The 13797-nt window shown below is 41.9% G+C and carries 17 protein-coding genes and 1 other RNA gene; 16 read left to right on the forward strand and 2 right to left on the reverse strand.

Annotated elements, in window-relative coordinates:
- The first annotated feature begins 29 nt into the window (after window positions 1-29).
- The 9 genes from surE (at window position 30) to lptD (ending at window position 9191) form a co-directional block, all read left to right on the forward strand.
- On the forward strand, window positions 30-770 hold the full coding sequence (gene surE / locus EDC44_RS07485) for a 5'/3'-nucleotidase SurE (RefSeq protein ID WP_131976942.1): 741 nt from the start codon (window positions 30-32) through the stop codon (window positions 768-770).
- 22 nt (window positions 771-792) lie between these two features.
- Window positions 793-1368 carry a YqaA family protein gene (locus tag EDC44_RS07490; protein ID WP_131976944.1) on the forward strand — a complete coding sequence of 192 codons (576 nt, stop codon included), beginning with the start codon at window positions 793-795 and terminating at the stop codon, window positions 1366-1368.
- 8 nt (window positions 1369-1376) lie between these two features.
- Window positions 1377-1556 (forward strand): putative periplasmic lipoprotein, encoded by a 180-nt coding sequence (locus tag EDC44_RS07495; protein WP_131976946.1) that lies wholly within the window; start codon window positions 1377-1379, stop codon window positions 1554-1556.
- 25 nt (window positions 1557-1581) lie between these two features.
- Window positions 1582-2760 carry a murein hydrolase activator NlpD gene (gene nlpD / locus EDC44_RS07500; protein ID WP_131976948.1) on the forward strand — a complete coding sequence of 393 codons (1179 nt, stop codon included), beginning with the start codon at window positions 1582-1584 and terminating at the stop codon, window positions 2758-2760.
- Window positions 2761-2810: 50 nt separating this feature from the next.
- Entirely contained in the window at window positions 2811-3257 is a 447-nt protein-coding gene (locus EDC44_RS07505) for a methyltransferase family protein (protein ID WP_165870240.1), read from the forward strand.
- Window positions 3258-3428: 171 nt separating this feature from the next.
- Window positions 3429-4073: a MarC family protein gene (locus tag EDC44_RS07510; protein WP_131976952.1), complete on the forward strand. Its 645-nt coding sequence runs from the start codon at window positions 3429-3431 to the stop codon at window positions 4071-4073.
- Between the two features lie 10 nt (window positions 4074-4083).
- Complete coding sequence (locus EDC44_RS07515) at window positions 4084-6117, forward strand: BCCT family transporter (RefSeq protein ID WP_131976953.1); 2034 nt, start codon at window positions 4084-4086, stop codon at window positions 6115-6117.
- Between the two features lie 68 nt (window positions 6118-6185).
- Window positions 6186-6743 (forward strand): DNA-3-methyladenine glycosylase I, encoded by a 558-nt coding sequence (locus EDC44_RS07520; protein ID WP_131976955.1) that lies wholly within the window; start codon window positions 6186-6188, stop codon window positions 6741-6743.
- 69 nt (window positions 6744-6812) lie between these two features.
- A complete protein-coding gene (lptD, locus tag EDC44_RS07525) occupies window positions 6813-9191 on the forward strand; it encodes an LPS assembly protein LptD (protein ID WP_131976957.1) in 2379 nt (792 codons plus the stop codon).
- A gap of 129 nt (window positions 9192-9320) precedes the next feature.
- Here the strand turns inward: lptD and EDC44_RS07535 are convergent, their stop codons facing one another.
- The gene (locus EDC44_RS07535; RefSeq protein ID WP_207896748.1) at window positions 9321-9866 is read right to left on the reverse strand and encodes a YecA/YgfB family protein; all 546 of its coding nucleotides are present in this window, start codon (window positions 9864-9866) and stop codon (window positions 9321-9323) included.
- 136 nt (window positions 9867-10002) lie between these two features.
- Between EDC44_RS07535 and EDC44_RS07540 the strand changes: the two genes are divergently transcribed.
- The 3 genes from EDC44_RS07540 to EDC44_RS07550 all read left to right on the forward strand — a co-directional run bounded on the left by EDC44_RS07540 (window position 10003) and on the right by EDC44_RS07550 (window position 11151).
- Window positions 10003-10317, forward strand: coding sequence for a cell division protein ZapA (locus tag EDC44_RS07540; protein ID WP_131976964.1), 315 nt, complete (start codon window positions 10003-10005; stop codon window positions 10315-10317).
- Window positions 10318-10359: 42 nt separating this feature from the next.
- Window positions 10360-10543, forward strand: a non-coding RNA gene (gene ssrS / locus EDC44_RS07545) — 6S RNA.
- A gap of 23 nt (window positions 10544-10566) precedes the next feature.
- Window positions 10567-11151, forward strand: coding sequence for a 5-formyltetrahydrofolate cyclo-ligase (locus tag EDC44_RS07550; RefSeq protein ID WP_131976966.1), 585 nt, complete (start codon window positions 10567-10569; stop codon window positions 11149-11151).
- Window positions 11152-11182: 31 nt separating this feature from the next.
- Here EDC44_RS07550 and EDC44_RS07555 read toward each other — a convergent pair whose 3' ends face one another.
- Entirely contained in the window at window positions 11183-11602 is a 420-nt protein-coding gene (locus EDC44_RS07555; RefSeq protein WP_131976968.1) for an excinuclease ABC subunit A, read from the reverse strand.
- Window positions 11603-11780: 178 nt separating this feature from the next.
- Here EDC44_RS07555 and EDC44_RS07560 point away from each other — a divergent pair, with 178 nt between their 5' ends.
- Genes EDC44_RS07560 through EDC44_RS07575 form a run of 4 tightly spaced genes read left to right on the forward strand, consistent with a single transcriptional unit; the run spans window position 11781 to window position 13796 of the window.
- Window positions 11781-12509, forward strand: coding sequence for a beta-ketoacyl synthase chain length factor (locus tag EDC44_RS07560; protein ID WP_131976970.1), 729 nt, complete (start codon window positions 11781-11783; stop codon window positions 12507-12509).
- Window positions 12506-13285 (forward strand): lysophospholipid acyltransferase family protein, encoded by a 780-nt coding sequence (locus tag EDC44_RS07565; protein ID WP_131976972.1) that lies wholly within the window; start codon window positions 12506-12508, stop codon window positions 13283-13285. Before EDC44_RS07560 ends, EDC44_RS07565 begins: the two co-directional genes overlap by 4 nt.
- Window positions 13278-13532 carry a phosphopantetheine-binding protein gene (locus EDC44_RS07570; RefSeq protein ID WP_131976974.1) on the forward strand — a complete coding sequence of 85 codons (255 nt, stop codon included), beginning with the start codon at window positions 13278-13280 and terminating at the stop codon, window positions 13530-13532. The genes EDC44_RS07565 and EDC44_RS07570 overlap by 8 nt, the downstream gene beginning before the upstream one ends.
- A 9-nt stretch (window positions 13533-13541) precedes the next feature.
- A complete protein-coding gene (locus EDC44_RS07575) occupies window positions 13542-13796 on the forward strand; it encodes an acyl carrier protein (RefSeq protein ID WP_131976976.1) in 255 nt (84 codons plus the stop codon).
- The last annotated feature ends 1 nt before the right edge of the window (window position 13797 follow it).

Genomic DNA, 13797 nt, shown 5'->3' on the forward strand with positions numbered 1-13797 from the left:
ATGCTGAACTCGATTTTAAAGGAAGGACTATGCATATTTTATTAAGCAACGACGATGGCATTCATGCGGAAGGCATTCAGGTGATGGCGGAAGCCTTACGCCGCTTTGCCGATGTGACGATAGTTGCCCCGGATCGTAACCGCAGTGCGGCATCCAGCTCGCTCACATTAATCGAGCCGTTACGCCCGCGTAAATTAGATAACGGCGATTTCTGCGTGAACGGTACACCTGCGGATTGCGTTCATCTTGCTTTAAACGGCTTTTTATCCGGCCGCGTGGATTTAGTGGTATCCGGCATTAACGCCGGCGCAAATTTGGGCGACGACACCATTTATTCCGGCACAGTAGCCGCTGCGTTGGAAGGCCGTCATTTGGGACTGCCGTCTATTGCCGTATCCCTCGACGGCCGTCAGCATTATGAAACGGCGGCACGTGTAGTATGCGATTTAATTCCTAAACTGCACAATGAAATGATTAACCAACGTGAAATTATTAATATTAACGTACCGGATGTGCCTTATGATGAGCTCAAAGGCATTAAAGTCTGTCAATTAGGTTATCGCCAACAAGCAGCGGAAATTATTAAACAGCAAGATCCCCGCGGCGAAGCTATTTATTGGGTGGGGCCTGCGGGTTTGCCGGAACACAGCAGCGAAGGCACTGATTTTCACGCGGTGGCAAACAATTATGTGTCGATCACGCCGATTCAGGCGGATATGACCGCCCACAGTTCGTTGCAATCTTTGCAACAATGGTTGGAAAAAGAATAACTTATTTAAATAAGGATAATTTGTGAATATTTTTGGTGCAATGTACGATAAAACAATGCAATGGTCACGCCACCGTTTTGCGACCTTTTGGCTGTCATTCGTGAGTTTTATCGAAGCGATTTTCTTCCCGATTCCGCCGGATGTGATGTTGATTCCAATGTCCATGACTAAACCGCAAAATGCCGTAAAATATGCGATTTATTGTGCCGTAGCATCTGCTATAGGCGGCATGATTGGCTATGCCTTGGGCTATTATGCCTTTGATTGGGTGCAACATTATGTGACACAATGGGGCTATCAACATCATCTCGATACCGCAATGTCCTGGTTTGAACAATGGGGCATTCTGATTGTATTTGTGGCCGGTTTCTCACCGATTCCTTATAAAGTATTTACAATTTGTGCCGGTGTAATGCAAATGGCATTCCTGCCTTTTGTGTTAACCGCTTTCATTTCCCGTGCCATTCGTTTCTTATTAGTGGCGAAACTCTCCGCTTGGGGCGGTAAACGTTTTGAAGCAAAATTACGCAAATATATTGAAATTATCGGTTGGGCTGTTGTTGTGCTTGCCGTGATCGTATATTTAATTTTCCGATAAGGCTGATTATGAAAAACTTATTACTTATTCTTGCTGTCACAGTATTAACAACGGCTTGCAGTTCTGAGCCGGTTTATGATGAAAACAATTTAGCACCGGGTATTATGCAACCGGTCAACGGCGCTGACGATGCAATACTTGCCGAACCTGAACTTGAGCGGCAATCCATGCCGGATACTATGAAATAAATTTTAATTGAAAGGACATTAGCAAATGAAAAAAAGATTTTTATTACTTCCGACCGCACTTTTTGTACTTGCCGCTTGTAGCTCAAACACAACCGCACCTATTGAAAATGCCGACGGTAATTTATCACCGGGTATCATGCAACCGGTAGACTCATCTTCCGGTACAACCTCAAACGGCACTTGGCAACCGGAAATTCAACAGCAAAGCATGCCTGCCGGAATGAATAATCAAACCGTTTCGCCAGCTCAAAACTATCCGAATTTGCAAGCAGTACAAGCCAATGCTCCGCAAACACAGGCGGCACAACCTTCCACAACTACACAACAAGTGACCAAAACGGTGAAAAAAGCGGAAACGCAAGATATTAATATTCCGCGTAATCCGCAAACCAATGCACCGGATTATAGCCAAATCGACAAAGGTTCTTATAAAGCCTGCAAATATCAAGTACGCAAAGGCGATACCATGTTCTTAATCGCTTATATTTCAGGGCTTGATGTGAAGGAATTGGCAGGCTTAAATAATATGAGCGAGCCATACACTTTAAAAGTAGGTCAATCATTAAATGTAAGCAGCTGTACTGAAACGGTCACCACTACAGAAACCGTGACCGTACCGGCAAAACCGATCGAGCCGCAAGTCACTTATACCCAAGCCGCTAACGGCACACAATATGGTTCCGACGGTTCTATAATCGGTCCGGTGAAAGCGGCAACCGGCGGTGTAGTTGCCGGTGTCGGCACAGCGGCATCCGGCAGCACGGTGTCAAGTGCGGTCAATAATCGTCCGATTAATGCAGGAACGGTCAGCAACTCCTCTGCTGTGGCGTCCAACATTGCATGGCAATGGCCGACCAACGGCAGAATTATTCAACAATTCTCCAGCTCAGACGGAGGTAACAAAGGTATTGATATCGGCGGTTCACGCGGTCAAGCAGTTACCGCGGCAGCGGCAGGTACGGTGGTGTATGCGGGTAACGCATTGCGTGGTTACGGTAACTTAATCATCATCAAGCATAACGATGATTTCTTAAGTGCCTATGCTCACAACGAAAGCATTTCCGTGAAAGACCAACAAACCGTTAAAGCGGGGCAACAAATTGCGAAAATGGGAAGTTCCGGTACAAACAGCGTGAAATTACACTTTGAAATTCGTTACAAAGGTAAGTCTGTTAATCCAATTAACTATTTACCGCGTCGTTAATTATTATCAGGCGGGCATTATTGCCCGCTTTTTCATCTTATAGGTATATTGTGGCATTAAAACTTCCCCCGCCTTTGGTTTGGCTGATTTGTGCACTGTTGATTTTATATTCGGCAGAAAATCAGACTGACTACAACATTACTTTTCACCGAATACTCGGGATACTGATTTTGCTGTGCTCAGTCGTTATTGCCGCATTAAGCCTGCGGATTTTTCACCAAACCCAAACCACCATAGATCCCCGTAATCCGCAACATACCAATCAACTGATTCAGCACGGCATTTTTAGTATCAGCCGCAATCCTATGTATTTAAGTCTTGCTTTGGCTTTAACTGCATTGAGCTTCTGGCTGGCAAGTGCGGTAGGTTTTATCATTATTTTACTCTTTATCGGCTATATAACTTATTTTCAAATCATTCCCGAAGAACAAACCTTACAACAAAAATTCGGCCAACAATATCACCAATATTGTCGCCGGGTCAGACGTTGGATATAACGATAAATTACCGGAATTTCAATCTCTTATCCGCACTATTTGCGACAATTTCCATTTTTTGATACAATCTATCGCTTTGAAAAATATAAACTATTTTCATTTTTTGAAAAAACATCCTATTTTTCGTATAAAAACACGTTCATTTTTCCACCTGAAAAACAAGGTATTTTTATGCTACAACTTGATGTATTCGGTATGGCGTTTATGGCATTTTTTGCCATTATGAACCCGGTTTCCAGTTTACCGATCTATCTTTCTATCACAGAACAAGAAGATAATGACACGGCACGTTTGGTCGCCCGCAAAGGATTGTTTGTTGCATTTTTAATTGTTGCCGCATTTTCATTAAGCGGAAAATTGATCTTTGAAATATTCGGCATGACCATGCCTGCACTGCGGTTAGCCGGCGGAGTGATCGTGTTTTTGATTGGTTTGCAAATGTTACAGGGCGGACAAAATTCCACGGTCACGCACCCTATTAATCCCGAAAGTGCGGTAAAAAATCGGGAAGATGTTCTTGGCGTGGCGATTTCCCCATTAGCAACCCCAATGTTAGCCGGACCGGGAACCATTGCAACCGCAATGAACTTATCGGCGGATGCCTCTTTCGTCAATGTGATTGTCACTATTATGGCCTTTGCCGTTTTGTGTTTAAGTACCTATGTTTTATTTTTATACGGTAAACGTATCGTGAAATTACTCGGTAAAAGTGCAATGCGGGTAATGACCCGAATGATGGGTTTGATTCTGGCAGTTATCGGCACACAGATGATTATCAACGGCATTTACGATGCCTTTCCAATGTTAAAATCTTAAAGGAGAAGTTTTGACTGTTAAAAATTTAATTCGACAATATTCTAGTTTTAATCCGCCGGTTATTATCGGTAGTCTCTTGATTGTATCGGCTATTTTTATCGCGGCAACCTTCTTTCCGCACGATACACTGACCGCTTTAAATGCAAGTAAACAAGCCGTATTCAGTCACTTCAGCTGGTTTTATATTCTCTCCGTAGCCGTATTCTTTGTCTTTATGCTGTTTCTCGCCTTAGGTCGCCTAGGAGATATCAAACTCGGTACCGATGAAGAAGAACCTGAATTCAAATTCAGCACTTGGCTGGCCATGCTTTTCGCTGCAGGCATGGGAGTAGGATTAATGTTCTTTGGTGTCGCCGAACCATTGAGCCATTTTTTATCACCGATTATTGACGGTTCCGGTGAACAACTAGCCAAAGAAGCTTTATTACAAACCAGCTTTCACTGGGGCATTCATGCCTGGACGATTTATGCCGTAGTCGCCTTAGCACTGGCCTATTTCGGTTTCCGCTATAAACTACCACTCTCATTGCGTTCATGTTTCTACCCGTTATTAAAAGAAAAAATCAATGGTCCGTTGGGGCACGGCATTGATATTGTGGCATTATGCGTGACTATTTTCGGTATTATCACCACTCTCGGTTTCGGTGCCGTACAGTTGACGGCAGGTTTGGAAAAAGTCGGTATTTTGAACAATAGCGGTTCATTAATGCAATCATTGATTATTGTTGCAGTCATGTCTATTGCGGTGATTTCTGCCGCATCCGGCGTAGGTAAAGGGGTTAAAATTCTCAGTGAAATCAATATCGGTTTAGCCGTGGCATTATTGATTTTCGTCTCAGTTACCGGACCGACGCTTTATTTACTTTCCGCTTACCCGGAAAACCTTGGCTATTATTTCAGCCGCTTAATTGAAGTCAGCTTCCGCACCTTTGCTTATGATACGGAACACACGGGGTGGTTCTCCGGTTGGACGGTTCTATATTGGGCTTGGTGGCTGTCCTGGTCGCCGTTTGTAGGCTTGTTTATCGCCCGTATTTCACGGGGACGCACTATTCGTGAATTTATCTTTGGCGTATTAGTGCTACCGACTTTATTTAATATTTTATGGTTTACCGTGTTTGGTAACAGTGCGATTTGGTTAAACGAACACGTTGCAAATGGTGCTTTAGGCGCGTTAGTCTCCGCACCGGAAAAATTATTATTTGAATTTTTAGATTATTTACCATTATCCACAGTAACCGGTATTGTAGCATTGTTAGTATTGGCATTATTTTTTATTACATCAGCGGATTCCGGCATTTATGTGCTGAATAATATTTCAGCGGAAGATAAATCCGTATCAGCCCCACGCTGGCAAGTGTTTATGTGGGGAATTGTGCTTTCAGTGGTGGCAATCAGTCTGCTAAATACCGGCACAGAAGGATTAAGCACCTTACAAGCCGTTACTTTAATGGTAGCACTGCCTTTCGCCTTTTTAATGATCTTAATGTGTTACAGCTTATGGCAAGCTCTGTTGGTGGATAACAAATACTTCAATACCAAACTCACCGCTACCAGCGTATTCTGGACGGGCGATAATTGGCAAGAGCGTTTAAGCCAAATCTTAAACCAAACACAAGAAGAAGATGTATTGAAGTTCTTTAAGAAAGTCGGCCTGCCTGCCATGTATCGCCTGCAGAACGAATTAGTAGAAGAACACGGCTTAACCGCTTATGTAAACAAATTACTGGATACAGAACAACCGGCTATTGAACTGGTTATCGAGAAAGATAAACTGCGCAACTTTGTGTACGGCATTCGATCCACAAGCCGCGAAGTGGGTGAGCATTTAATTGAAGATCCGAATCTGCCGAATATTCAACACAAAGAAATCGTCGAACCGCTCACCTATTTCAGCGACGGTCGCACCGGCTACGATGTACAATATATGAAAAAAGACGAGCTCATCGCCGATATTCTGAAACAATACGAACGCTATTTACAGCTATTAGATGAAGTAGGTCAAGAAATCATGGCTCACGAACAAGAAGAATTGGCAGAATAACCTTAAATAGACATGCTCTCTTCCCTCATTCTTTGCTATGATTCGCAAAAATAACAAGGAGAAAAATCATGACAACACGTTGTACTTGGGTTGGTAGCGAGCCTATTTATGTGGATTACCACGATCAAGAATGGGGAAAACCGCAGTTTGACAGTCAAAAACTATTTGAAAAAATTTGTCTGGAAGGGCAACAAGCGGGGCTTTCTTGGATTACGGTGTTAAAAAAACGGGAAAATTATCGTCAGGCATTTTTCAATTTCGAGGCGGAAAAAATCGTAAAAATGACCGCACTTGATGTAGATAAATTGATGCAAAATGCGGGGCTGATCCGTCATCGAGCCAAATTGGAAGCCATTATTAAAAATGCCAAGGCTTGCTTAGCTATGCAAAAGTGCGGTGAAAATTTCAGCGATTTTATTTGGTCTTTCGTCAATCATAAACCACAAATTAACGATGTACCGGATTTATCTGTAATACCGGCTAAAACCGAGACATCAAAAGCTTTATCCAGAGCCTTAAAAAAACGGGGTTTTGTATTTGTCGGTGAAACCACGTGCTATGCCTTTATGCAATCGATGGGGTTGGTGAATGATCATCTCAATGATTGCTTTTGTAAAGCTAAATAAATTGTGCGAAGCCCTAGATTTTCCAGTATAATCGACCCAATATTCGATGATTAATACGATGGTTAGTAAATGAAAAAACATCATTATACCTTACTTTCTCTGTCAATTTTGACCGCACTTTACAGTACGGGAGCATCGGCAGATTTACAGTCTCAATGTTTGCATGGCGTGCCGTACTTTAGCGGTGAACCGGTACAGGGCGATCCAAATGAACTGCCGGTTTATATTGAAGCGGATGATGCGGTGCTCAACCAGCCGACCAATGCAAAATATATCGGTAACGTGGATATTAAACAGGGTAACCGTCACCTCACAACCGATTCCGCGGAAATTATTCAATCCGGTGATAAAAACAATCCGCAGCGTGTGGCATTGGTTAACGGAAATATTGATTATAAAGACGACACCATTAATTTATTGGGTTCCGATGCGAAAATTAATTTAAATACCAATGATACGAATTTAAAAGATGCGGATTATCAACTGGTGAATCGTCAAGGTCGGGGAACCGCAGAAGAAGTAGAAATTCGTCAACGTTATCGTAAAATGAAAAACGCGACCTTTACTTCGTGTCTGCCTAACGATGATGCGTGGACTATCCAAGCCAGCGAGATGACGCAGGATTTAGAAGACGAAGTGGCTGAAATGTGGCATGCGCGTTTTAAAGTGAAAGGCGTACCGATTTTCTATACGCCGTATTTGCAACTGCCGATTGGTGATCGTCGCCGTTCGGGTCTGTTAATTCCGCCTGAATTCGGTCATTCCAGCCGCGACGGTTTTTTCTATGGACAGCCGATTTATTGGAACATTGCACCTAACTACGATGCGACATTCACGCCAAAATACATGACAAGCCGCGGTTGGCAACTTAACGGCGAATTCCGCTATCTGACGCATATCGGCGAAGGTAAATTTGCCGGCGAATATATTAATGATGATCGTTACACGGATTACACCGGTGAGAATCGCTCTCGTCATTTATTCTATTGGCAACATAGTTCCAGTTTCTTACAAAATTGGCGTTTGAATGTAAACTACACAAAAGTAAGCGATAAACGTTATTTTAACGACTTTGACTCAGATTACGGCTCCAGCACCGACGGTTATGCCACACAATATGCCCGCATTGCCTATTATCAACCGAATTGGAATTTCTCTGTTTCGGCGAAACAATATCAAATTTTTGATGAAAACGTAAACATCGGTCCGTATAAAGCGTTACCGCAAATTGACTTCAACTATTATAAAAACGACTTGTTAAATGGTTGGGTTGATTTCAAATTATACTCTCAAGCGGTACATTTTGATAATGATAGTGCGCTGATGCCCACAGCTTGGCGTTTTCATGCAGAACCAAGTTTGAATATTCCGTTATCCAATTCTTACGGTAGTTTGAATATTGAAACAAAATTATATGCTACCCATTATCAACAAAAAAAAGGGAAAGGCATCGGAGCGGAAAATGTGGAACGTAGAGTCAATCGTACCATTCCGCAATTGAAAGTGGATTTACAAACCGTTTTAGCCACTAAAGAAACCTTTATTAAAGACTATACGCAAACTATTGAGCCGCACGTGCAATACTTGTATCGTCCGTATCGTAATCAAAATAATATCGGTTCAAGCTTGAAAAATAACTATTTAGGTTATGGGTATGACTCAAGTTTGTTACAACAAGACTACTTTGCCCTATTTCGTGACCGTCGATACAGCGGTTTAGACCGAATTGCATCCGCTAACCAAATTACCGTCGGCGGAACCACGCGAATTTTTGATAAAAATGCCAACGAACGTTTTAATTTATCCTTAGGTCAAATTTATTACATCAATCCGTCACGCATTGATGATAGCGAAGATAGCGGCACTGCCGAGCATTCATCCTCTTGGGCGTTGGAATCCAACTGGAAAATCAATAATGAGTGGAACTGGCGGGGCAGCTATCAATATGATACGCGTTTAAATGAAACTTCATTAGCCAATATGACCTTGGAATATAATCCGGAAAAAATGAATTTGGTACAATTAAGCTATCGTTTTGCCAGCCAACGCTATATTGATCAAAACTTAGGTTCCGCCGCTAACAGTATCTATATCAATGGTGTTCGCTACGGTCAAAATATTAACCAAGTAGGAATGACCGTGGCTTGGGAAGTAGCAGACAATTGGGCGTTAGTGGGACGGTATTATCACGATATCGCATTAAACAAACCTATTGAGCAATATGCCGGTGTGCAATATAGCACTTGTTGTTGGTCGGCGGGCGTTGGCGTGCGTCGTTATGCCACCAGTAAATCCAATCAAGCCTATTCGGATTCCAAAGATGTATTTTATGACAACAGCGTACACTTTACTGTGGAATTGCGCGGTTTAGGCAGCAGTCATCACAGTGGCATCAGCAGAATGTTGGATCGCGGTTTAATTCCTTACACAAAACCTTTTGATCTGTAAACTTCGGGAGCGATAAAATGAAAGCGTACTGTTTTAAACGATACGCTCAGACCATTAACAAACCACCTGATTTCTAAAATCAGGTGGTTATCCGCTTCATTAAAACCGGTGAGATACCAGAAATAACCCTTAATGTAATACCGGTTTTTGTTGTGGTTCGGGGCGAAAATGGCTGTAGAAAATGGTGGCGATGGTTCGCACATATTCAATGATTTCTTCTAAGGCTTCCGTTAATTCTTCTTGATCGTCCTTGTCGTCGTAACCCAGTTGACAGATATCTTTTAAGTCGTCCACCGCTTCACCGATTTCGTTGCGTTCCTGATCAAGTTTCGGTTGAGCCAAGCCCAAACCAAGTAAGAAATTATTTACCCACTCCGATAAAGCATCCGCTTGAGCGAAAATTGTGATGTTTTCATCAGGCAACCATAATTCAAAATTGAAACCATCGATATCGCCTAGTTGATTATTGATTTGGCGGTGAATTTGTTCTGCTTCTTTGAGAATGGCAATGGGGTAAGCTTCATCGTTATTGGTGAATTGATAAAGCAACGGTTGCCAGCTTTGATCTGCCACGCCACCACAAATTAACCCGCTTAAAAAGCCGTGCAATTCCGCTGGTGTCACGGCAATGCCGGCAGTGCGAAGTTGGTGGGCAAATTGGGCATAAGATGAAATTTGATCTGTCATAATATTTGTCTATTTGTTGTTAATATTTGCTTTATTTTAACATTGATTGATGAAAGCATATAGATCAGCAAGGGGAAAAAATGGCATAATAGTCCACATAAAGATCGCATTTAAGGGACAAATTATGTCATCTAAAAGTATTACTTTAAATGTATTGGGCCACACATTACGGCTTAATGCGGAAGAAGAACACCATGAAGCACTACGCACATCGGTTCATCAGTTGGAACAACGGGTATCGGAAATGAAAGAACGTTCCGGCATTATTCAGCTGGAAAAAGTGCTGGCTATTGTGGCGTTGAACTTAACCTATGAACTCGGGCAAGAACAACAAAAAACCAATTCTAACGAAAATTTATTAGTCTCTCGAATTCAACAACTAGATCATTCTCTTGAGAATGTTTTAGCTCAACAAAATTTAAACAAACCGCTCAATTAGGACTAGCGAAGGATCCTAATTTGCGATACTATTGATTCAAAGATTTACCTGGAATGTTCGTCAGCGGATTACGTCCCTGAGCCGATACTTAAAACTTTTAGAATTAGTTACTAGTTATTGGTGTGCAAGCTTAGCTTGACTAAGAAGCCTAAAAATAATCTCAACTGATTCCCTTGAACCGTCGGGTTCAAGGACCGACCATCCGCAACGGCATTCCGGGTTCCTTTCTCGCTTAATGAGTTTCCCTTTATGCCACAAACCACAACGCAAACCATCGCTCAAGCCCGTCAGCAAATTCGTCGTCAAATTCGTAAAATACGGCAAAATCTCACCGCACTTAAACAGCAACAAGCAGAACAACAGATCACAGCACAAGCTCTGGCGTTAATTGTACAAAAACAGGCGCAACATATCGGTCTATATCTTTCTTTCGACGGCGAACTTTCAACAAAATTATTGATTGAAACCTTATGGCAACAAGGCAAATCCGTCTATCTACCGCTGCTTCATCCGTTTTGTAAAGGGCATTTATTATTCTTACATTACACGCCGGACACGCCGATGCTTGCCAATCAATTCAGTATTCCCGAACCGCAATTAGACGTCACGAAAATTATTCCCATCAACAAACTAGATATTATTTTCACTCCGTTGGTGGCTTTTGATCACAAGGGCAATCGCTTAGGAATGGGCGGCGGATTTTACGACCGTACATTACAAGATTGGCAACAAAAACATTTTATTCCCGTGGGATTGGCACACAAATGCCAACAAGTAGATAAACTGCCGGTGGAAAGTTGGGATATTCCTCTGGAGCGGATTTTGGCGGGATAAAAATGCCGAGCGATAAACCCGGCATTTATCATTATTTTACAAGATCACCTTTTAAGGTTACACCGCCGGTAATATGACCTGCATGACATTCATATTGTGTCGTGCTTTTGTAGGTATTCTTTTTATAGTAACTCACTAAATTACCCACTTTTTTCGCTCCCATTGATTTTGCACGATCTTGGAATTGTTTCACCGCAGATAAGAAAGCCCAAGTACAACCATCTTGGTCGGATTTATTGGCAAAATTCGTTTTCTTATTGCTCACCAAACCTGTTTTCACTACTTTACCCGGTGCAGCTTTACCAAAATATAACTTAATGTTTGGATCTAATACTTTTGACGCTTGCGGCGAATTTAACGCATCTTGAATTGAATAATAATGCATCGTATCACGTGGTGCACAAGCGGCAACACTAACTGCAGCCAGACAAACCAATAATAATTTTTTCATACTGTTTCCTTTTGGTTGTTGAATAAAAATATGACTACGATGAATATAACAAAGCTTGCTAAAATTTCAACTTAAATTTAATCGGTTTCCATTAGGAAAAACAGGACTTTACTTGAACAAGCACCTGAAATCCTATATCATTCAGAAAATAATTTTTATTCAGTTTAAGGGCGTTAATTTGCAATTTTCACTTTCCATCGCACAATATAAAACCGTGTCGCCTTTATTGCATAACCAAGCGGATTGGTTAACGTGGGCGAATGGACGGTTGTTGATGGAATTTGAACAAAAACCACTGGATTTATCCTTTTTACCTGTAATGCAACGTCGCCGTTTAAGTGCGTTGCCACGATTGGTGTTTGTCGCCGCTTGGGAAATAATGCAGGATAAACAATGTCCCGTCGTCTATCTTTCCCGTGACGGGGAATTTTCCCGCAGTTTCAGTTTATTGAAAGAATTGGGGAGCGGAGAGCAACTTTCACCCACATCTTTCGGACTATCCGTACACAATTCCGTTGTCGGGCAATGGTCTATGATCCGCAAAGATACCTCAGAAATGACCGCACTTGCCGCCCGTGAAGACGGTTTGGAAACCGCATTTTTAGAAGCCTATTTATTATTACAAAGCGGACACGATGAAGTGTTAGTAATTATCACGGATGAATCACTGTGCGAAGATAATCCGGTCGGAGAAAATTATTTAGAAAAATTCGCTTATGCCGCCGCATTTTTGGTGACGAAAGGCAATGAACTGACATTGCGTTTAACACCGCACCGGGCAAAACCGTATACAACAGACTATTCTGCCAATCTGGAAAATTTACGCAATCTTATTTTAACCAAACCACAGTGGCAACATCATTTAATTCACCAAAATAAAAGCTGGCATTGGACCTATAATAAATGACACAAAACCGCAAAAAAACACAAAATTTTGACCGCTCTTGGCGTATTTTTGCAAACGCCGTCGGTTTTTTTGTGTTCGGGTTATTCGGTGTCATCATGAAAGTGATTTTATTGCCGTTCACCTTAAGAACTGCCACAACCTTAAACCAACAATTACAAGCACGTACCATTATTTCCACCAGCTGGCGTTATTATTTGAAGTTCTTAAATTTTATCGGGGTGTTTAGTTTTGAATTTCACGGTGCAGAAAAGCTTGGCAAAAGCGGACAGCTGATTATTGCCAATCACCCGTCTTTATTGGATGTGGTGTTTATGATCGCCTATGCAAAAAATTGTAATTGCGTGGTAAAACAAAGTCTGCAGCAAAACACCTTTTTAAACAGCCCTATTCGGGCTTGCGGTTATATTCCCAACGACGGTTCGCCAGAGATGATCGAACATTGTGCTGAAGTGTTAAAGTGCGGTGAATCTTTGCTGATTTTTCCAGAAGGTACCAGAACCGGCGATGATGGTACGATTAATTTTCACCGCGGTGCTTGTGCCATTGCATTACGCGGGGCAAAAACCATTACGCCGGTGGTGATAAAAATGTCCCCACGGGCATTTAAAAAAGATCAGGCTTGGTATCAGGTAGCCGAGCATAAAATTCATTATAAATTTATTGTGGGTGATAATCTCGATCCGCAAGATTGGTTAAAAGAAAAACCGGCACCCATTGCGGCACGCCAATTAAATCAATATTTACAGCATTATTTTGAGGAGAAATTAAATGAGTGATGCCCTAGAACTCGAATTAAAACAATTAATTATTGACACCTTAGGATTAGAGGACATCAGCACGGACGATATTGAAACCGACGCCCCGTTATTTGTGGACGGTCTGGGATTGGATTCCGTGGATGCCTTGGAATTAGGTTTAGCCATTCAGAAAAAATACAATTTCCAAATGGATAACCAGAATCAGGATTTGCGTAAAAACTTTTATAGCGTTGCCACCTTAGCCGACTATATTCGCTCTCGATAGGAACAGAAAATGACCGAACAAGAAATTTATCAAACCTTGCGTAACGCATTGGAAAATCTTTTTGAAATCGAATCGGAACGCATTACGCCGGAAGCCAATTTATATACGGATTTGGAAATCGACAGCATTGATGCCATTGATTTAATGGACTATATCAAAAAAGAAACCGGTCATAAATTGCAAGCGGAAGACTTCCGTACCGTGCGTACCGTACAAGATGTCGTGACGGCGGTATTAAATAAATTCAATCAATCCGCTGAATAAT

Origin of the sequence: Cricetibacter osteomyelitidis, from assembly GCF_004340985.1 — a bacterium.
Classification (GTDB): domain Bacteria; phylum Pseudomonadota; class Gammaproteobacteria; order Enterobacterales; family Pasteurellaceae; genus Cricetibacter; species Cricetibacter osteomyelitidis.

Coding starts and splice junctions, on each gene's coding strand:
- EDC44_RS07510 (WP_131976952.1), top strand. CDS start 3,429: ATGCTACAACTTGATGTATTCGGTATGGCGTTTATGGCATTTTTTGCC.
- EDC44_RS07555 (WP_131976968.1), bottom strand. CDS start 11,602: ATGAAAAAATTATTATTGGTTTGTCTGGCTGCAGTTAGTGTTGCCGCT.
- EDC44_RS07570 (WP_131976974.1), top strand. CDS start 13,278: ATGAGTGATGCCCTAGAACTCGAATTAAAACAATTAATTATTGACACC.
- lptD (WP_131976957.1), top strand. CDS start 6,813: ATGAAAAAACATCATTATACCTTACTTTCTCTGTCAATTTTGACCGCA.
- nlpD (WP_131976948.1), top strand. CDS start 1,582: ATGAAAAAAAGATTTTTATTACTTCCGACCGCACTTTTTGTACTTGCC.
- EDC44_RS07540 (WP_131976964.1), top strand. CDS start 10,003: ATGTCATCTAAAAGTATTACTTTAAATGTATTGGGCCACACATTACGG.
- EDC44_RS07565 (WP_131976972.1), top strand. CDS start 12,506: ATGACACAAAACCGCAAAAAAACACAAAATTTTGACCGCTCTTGGCGT.
- EDC44_RS07575 (WP_131976976.1), top strand. CDS start 13,542: ATGACCGAACAAGAAATTTATCAAACCTTGCGTAACGCATTGGAAAAT.
- EDC44_RS07520 (WP_131976955.1), top strand. CDS start 6,186: ATGACAACACGTTGTACTTGGGTTGGTAGCGAGCCTATTTATGTGGAT.
- surE (WP_131976942.1), top strand. CDS start 30: ATGCATATTTTATTAAGCAACGACGATGGCATTCATGCGGAAGGCATT.
- EDC44_RS07550 (WP_131976966.1), top strand. CDS start 10,567: ATGCCACAAACCACAACGCAAACCATCGCTCAAGCCCGTCAGCAAATT.
- EDC44_RS07495 (WP_131976946.1), top strand. CDS start 1,377: ATGAAAAACTTATTACTTATTCTTGCTGTCACAGTATTAACAACGGCT.